We start from the raw sequence: 5,409 nt of genomic DNA, 5'->3' as shown, positions 1-5,409 counted from the left end.
GACGCCCGCACTCGACCACCGGGTGGACGTCGACGACCGGGACCCGGTCGACCGGAGTGGGGTCGACCGGGTCACGGCCGTCGGCCGGGTGTGCGTCCATGTCCTTCGCCTCCGCCGTTCTCGCTCGCGCCTGCCGTTCACAGCCAAGTTCGGGAACCTACGTCCCGATCACTGCCCCGTCTCAGGGACACCCCCCGGCCGTACGGCTCGTTCAGCCGGCCGGAAGGCCGTGACCGTCCCGGGAGTCCGCGGACGGTGCGCTCCCGTCACGGACGTGGTGGCCGAGGCCGACGCCGCCGAGGGGGCGGGCTCCGCCTTCGAAGCGCCCGAACCCCGCGCACCGCCGCGCAGATACCGCTCGGCGGCGTCCACGGCCTCCCGCGCGCAGCGCTTCCCCATCAGTACGCACAGGGTGTACCCCGAGTTCTCGAAGTCGCCGCGCACCGCGTGGTCCATGGGGGCCACGAGCAGCAGACGTTCCCAGGCCCGGTATTCCTCCAGGTGCCTGGCGACCTCGGCTTTGGCGGGCAGCAGCATGGCGCCGTCACCTTTCCACTCTCCAGGACCGCGCACGGGCCCGTCCGGCTGGTGCGGGGCGGGCGGGTACAGAGGGGCACCGGCCTGTCATCGAGGCCGGCGCCCTCACTCATGGTGCCTGTGTCACCACGAAGCGTCTTGTTGGCTGTTCAACTACCTCAGGGGTGGTACAGGACTGCTCTCGTGTTGCACGAACGGAGTAGCACTCGCATTCTTGGACTTACTCAGGAGCGACCAACACTCACGCTTCGTATTCGGGGCTCGTCCGGAAAGGGCGAGAGGGAGCGGGAGCTTCGCCGGTGAGGAGCCAACGAAGATGAAATCTGCAGTTCCCTGCTACTACCACCTCGACGTCGAGGTCAGTCCGGACCGAGTGGGACAGGTCAGACGCATTCTGGCCGCCCATCTCCGGTACTGGAACCTCGAGTTCCTCGTCGAGTCAGTCTGCCACTGCGCCGAATCACTGCTGGACACCATCGCCCAGCACTCGGCCGACAAGAACACGACCGTCGAGATGTGGTGGAACGGCAAGCACCTCATCACCGCCGTCTCGGACAACGACCAGGACATCCGCCCGCACAACGCACCCCAGGGCTGTCTCGCACGAATCGCCGCCCTGAGTGACAACTGGGGCTGCTGTGCCACGGGCGCCGGCGGAAAGATCATCTGGTTCTCCTGGCGGGCCCGTTCCGCCGAACGTGCCCCGCTGGTCCCGGCCGGCCCCGTGCCGAGCCTGCGGGAGGCGTGCCGGACCCCCCGCGCGCTGTCGTTGCCCGTGCCCGCCTTCGCGGCGGCACGGGACGACATGGAGGCCGCGATCACCGTACGGTGATCAGGTGCGCACCTGGACCGGACGCCCGTACCCCCTGGGGGGCGTCATACGACGGCGAAGGCACCAACTTCGCCCTGTTCACCGAAGCCGCCGAACGGGTCGACCTCGTACTCGTCGATGACGACGGTGCCTCGCGCACCGTCACGATGACCGAGGTCGACGGATACGTGTGGCACTGCCGACTGCCCGACGTCGGGCCGGGCCGGCGCTACGGCTACCGGGTCCACGGACCGTGGGACCCGGCCGCAGGACACCGCTGCAATCCGGCCAAACTGCTCCTCGACCCGGACGCGAAAGCGGTCGACGGACAGATCGACAACGACGCCTCGCTCTACGAGCGGGCGGGCGACGGGCCCGATCCCGCGGACAGCGCCGGGCACACCATGCTCGGCGTGGTGACCGATCCGGCCTTCGACTGGGGCGAGGACCGTCCACCCCTTCGGCCGTACGCCGAGACGGTGATCTACGAGGCCCATGTGCGCGGTCTGACCCGCACCCACCCGGACGTCCCCGCCGAACTGCGCGGTACCTACGCGGGCCTGGCCCATCCGGCGGTCGTCGGGCATCTGACCTCGCTCGGCGTGACCGCGGTCGAGCTGATGCCCGTGCACCAGTTCACCCAGGACGGCTTCCTGCGGGACAGGGGCCTGTCCAATTACTGGGGCTACAACACGATCGGCTTCTTCGCCCCGCACCACGCCTACGCGGCGCACGGCACCCGCGGAGAGCAGGTCACCGAGTTCAAGTCGATGGTCAAGGCGCTGCACGAGGCGGGCCTGGAGGTGATCCTCGACGTCGTCTACAACCACACCGCCGAGGGCAACGAGAACGGCCCCACGCTCTCCTTCCGCGGCATCGACAACGCCTCCTACTACCGTTTGGTGGAGGGGGACGCGGCGCACTACTACGACACCACCGGCACCGGGAACAGCCTGCTGACGCGGCACCCGAACGTACTGCAGCTGATCATGGACTCGCTGCGGTACTGGGTGACGGAGATGCACGTCGACGGATTCCGCTTCGATCTGGCGGCCACCCTCGCGCGGCAGTTCCACGACGTGGACCGGCTCTCGGCGTTCTTCGACCTGATCCAGCAGGATCCGGTCGTCGGGCGCGTGAAGCTGATCGCCGAGCCCTGGGATCTCGGCGACGGCGGCTACCAGGTCGGCAACTTCCCGCCCCTGTGGTCGGAGTGGAACGGCAAGTACCGGGACGCGGTACGGGACTTCTGGCGCTCCGGCGAACACACGCTCGGTGAGTTCGCCTCCCGCCTGACCGGTTCCGCCGACCTCTACCAGCACGACCGGCGCCGGCCGCGCGCGGGAATCAACTTCGTCACCGCGCACGACGGATTCACCCTGCGCGACCTCGTCTCGTACGACGACAAGCACAACGAGGCCAACGGCGAGGGCAACCGGGACGGCGAGAGCGTCAACCGTTCCTGGAACTGCGGTGCCGAGGGCCCCACCGACGACGAGGGAATCCTCGAGCTGCGCGCCCGCCAGCAGCGCAACCTGCTCGCCACCCTGATGCTCTCCCAGGGCATCCCGATGCTCGCGCACGGCGACGAACTGGGCCGCACGCAGCGGGGCAACAACAACGCCTACTGCCAGGACGACGAACTGTCCTGGATCGACTGGCGGTTGGACGACGAGCAACGTGAACTCATCGAGTTCACCCGGAATGCCGTGGCGCTGCGCGCCGCCCACCCCGTCCTGCGTCGCCGCCGCTTCTTCCTCGGCGACACGGCCACGCACGAGCGTCAGCCGCTACCTGACCTGGTGTGGCTGCGGCCGGACGCGCGCGAGATGACGGACGCGGACTGGCGACGCGCCGACGCGCACGCCCTCGCCGTGTTCCTCAACGGCGACGCGATCGCCGAGCCCGACCCGTACGGCGGCCCGGTGGTCGACGACTCCTTCCTGCTGCTCCTTAACAGTTACTGGGAGCCGGTCGTGTTCCGCCTTCCGGGTGCCGAATACGGTGAACGGTGGACGGCACGGATCGACACCACCGATTCCGCGGTCCTCCCCGACGAGCGGGAGCGCAAGGCCGGTACCGACGTCCGCCTCGAAGCACGCAGCCTGCTGCTGCTGTCCAGGTCCCCCCGGGCCGCCGGAGGGGACACAACCGGGAGCTGAGCCGGGTGCGCCGGGCAGAACGGGCGCCATGCACCCATCGGAGGGACACTGGAACGAGGACCCCGGCCACCGGGGTTCCCGCAACCGGCCCCGGACCCTGGGGATGCGCATGTCCATCACCCCGGCACAGGCAGCACGACAGGAACTGAGCGGATTCGGGGGTCAGCTGACCGGACCCGACGACCCCGGATACGAAAGGGCGCGCGCCGTCTACAACGCGATGATCGACCGGCGGCCCGCCCTGGTGGCGCGCTGCACCGCACCCGACGACGTCTCCTCGGTCGTCGGCTTCGCCCGCGACCACGGACTGCCCCTCGCCGTGCGCGGCGGGGGGCATCACGGCGCGGGTCTGGGAGTCTGCGACGACGGCGTGGTGCTCGACCTCGCACCGCTGAAGGGCGTCGAGGTCGACCCGAAGGCCCGTACGGCGCGCGTCGGCGGCGGCTGTGTGTGGGGCGAGGTCGACCGCGCCACCCACGAGCACGGCCTGGCCACACCCGCGGGCATCGTCTCCACGACAGGGGTCGGCGGCCTCGCACTGGGCGGTGGCCTCGGACATCTCACCCGCGCCCACGGGCTGACCGTCGACAATCTCCTGGAGGCCGACCTCGTCCTGGCGAGTGGTGATCAGGTACGGGCGAGCGCCACCGAGAACCCCGATCTGTACTGGGCGATCCGTGGGGGCGGAGGCAACTTCGGAGTCGTCACCTCGTTCCTCTTCGGGCTGCACGAGGTGAGTACGGTCGTCGCCGGTCCCACCTTCTGGCCCGTCGAGCTCGGCGCCGACGCCCTGGCCGCCTACCGCGACTTCATCCCGCACGCGCCGCGCGAGCTGAACGGCTTCTTCCTGTTCGGATCCGTGCCGCCCGCTCCGCCGTTTCCCGAAGAGCTCCGTCTGCGCGGTGTCTGCGGCGTCATGTGGTGCCGCGTCGGGGACGACACGGAGCTCGCGGCGGCGGAGATGGCGCCCCTGCTCTCCGCGTTGCCCGCACCGCTGCTGCACGCACCGGAGCCGATGCCCCACCCCGTGCTGCAGTCCGCCTTCGACGCGGTCTACCCCGCCGGTGACCAGTGGTACTGGCGTGCGGACTTCGTCGACGAGATCCCCGACGAGGCCGTCGAACTGCACGCCAGGTTCGGTGCCGAGCCGCCGACCTGGAAATCGGCCATGCACCTGTACCCGATCGACGGCGCCGTCCACGACCTCGCCCCGACGGACACCGCCTGGGGCTACCGCGACACGGGCTGGGCCTCGGTCTTCGCGGGCGTCGACTCCGACCCGGCCAACGCGGAACTCGTGAAGAGCTGGAGCGTCGAGTATGCGGACGCGCTGCACCCGTACTCCGCCGGCGGGGCCTACGTGAACATGATGATGGACGAGGGACAGGAGAGGGTACGGGCCGGTTACCGCGGGAACCACCCCCGCCTCGCCCGGACCAAGGCCGCCTATGACCCGGCCAACCTCTTCCGCGTCAACCAGAACATCCAGCCGGTGCAGGGGGCCTGACGCACGGCCCGCGGGCCTCACTCCCCTTACTGGACGGGACACGGCAGGTTGGTCCGCCGATCGGCGTCTCCCCCCGTTCGTCACCCGATCGGCCGCCTGCCGATCGTCGGTTCGCCCGTGGGCGTGTGTACGGCCTGTCCGGCGGACCATGTGACCGTCGTGGCTTCGGGTCGGTCGATGGTGAGCGTCGATTCGACCTCCTGTCGGGCCCATCAGGACGCCGCCGGGGCTCGTGGGAATCCACCACGAGTGCCGAGAAATGGACGCACGCCCCGGCAGCATCGCCCTGACGAGGGACTCGGACGCTCCCGGGGCGGCCTGACCTGCTAGATCCACCTCGCTGGTGAGGGTGGACGCCGCCCCCTGGCCCTGCTGATCACTCCGGGCCAGGG

At 69.9% G+C, this 5,409-nt stretch carries 2 protein-coding genes and 3 pseudogenes; 4 read left to right on the top strand and 1 reads right to left on the bottom strand.

The genetic code is table 11. The features are described from left to right. Window positions 1-345: 345 nt before the first annotated feature. Window positions 346-537, bottom strand: a pseudogene (locus ABZV34_RS36895) (DUF5133 domain-containing protein); the annotation flags it as partial. A 316-nt stretch (window positions 538-853) separates the two neighbouring features. On the opposite strand from ABZV34_RS36895, the gene ABZV34_RS36890 reads away from it, so the two are divergent. The 4 genes and pseudogenes from ABZV34_RS36890 to ABZV34_RS36875 all read left to right on the top strand — a co-directional run. Continuing rightward, entirely contained in the window at window positions 854-1,369 is a 516-nt protein-coding gene (locus tag ABZV34_RS36890) for a pep a2 (protein WP_356286882.1), read from the top strand. 4 nt (window positions 1,370-1,373) lie between these two features. Beyond that, window positions 1,374-3,510 (top strand): annotated as a pseudogene (glgX, locus tag ABZV34_RS36885) (glycogen debranching protein GlgX). 109 nt (window positions 3,511-3,619) lie between these two features. Continuing rightward, window positions 3,620-5,017 (top strand): FAD-dependent oxidoreductase, encoded by a 1,398-nt coding sequence (locus ABZV34_RS36880; RefSeq protein ID WP_356286885.1) that lies wholly within the window; start codon window positions 3,620-3,622, stop codon window positions 5,015-5,017. A gap of 174 nt (window positions 5,018-5,191) precedes the next feature. Beyond that, window positions 5,192-5,409: pseudogene (locus ABZV34_RS36875) on the top strand (IS5/IS1182 family transposase); the annotation flags it as partial.

This window comes from Streptomyces sp. NPDC005195, assembly GCF_040608315.1.
Classification (GTDB): Bacteria; Actinomycetota; Actinomycetes; order Streptomycetales; family Streptomycetaceae; genus Streptomyces; species Streptomyces kaempferi.
Note: the sequence above shows the minus strand (reverse complement) of the source record. Positions and strands in the feature narration are given on the sequence as shown.

Coding starts and splice junctions, on each gene's coding strand:
- ABZV34_RS36880 (WP_356286885.1), top strand. CDS start 3,620: ATGTCCATCACCCCGGCACAGGCAGCACGACAGGAACTGAGCGGATTC.
- ABZV34_RS36890 (WP_356286882.1), top strand. CDS start 854: ATGAAATCTGCAGTTCCCTGCTACTACCACCTCGACGTCGAGGTCAGT.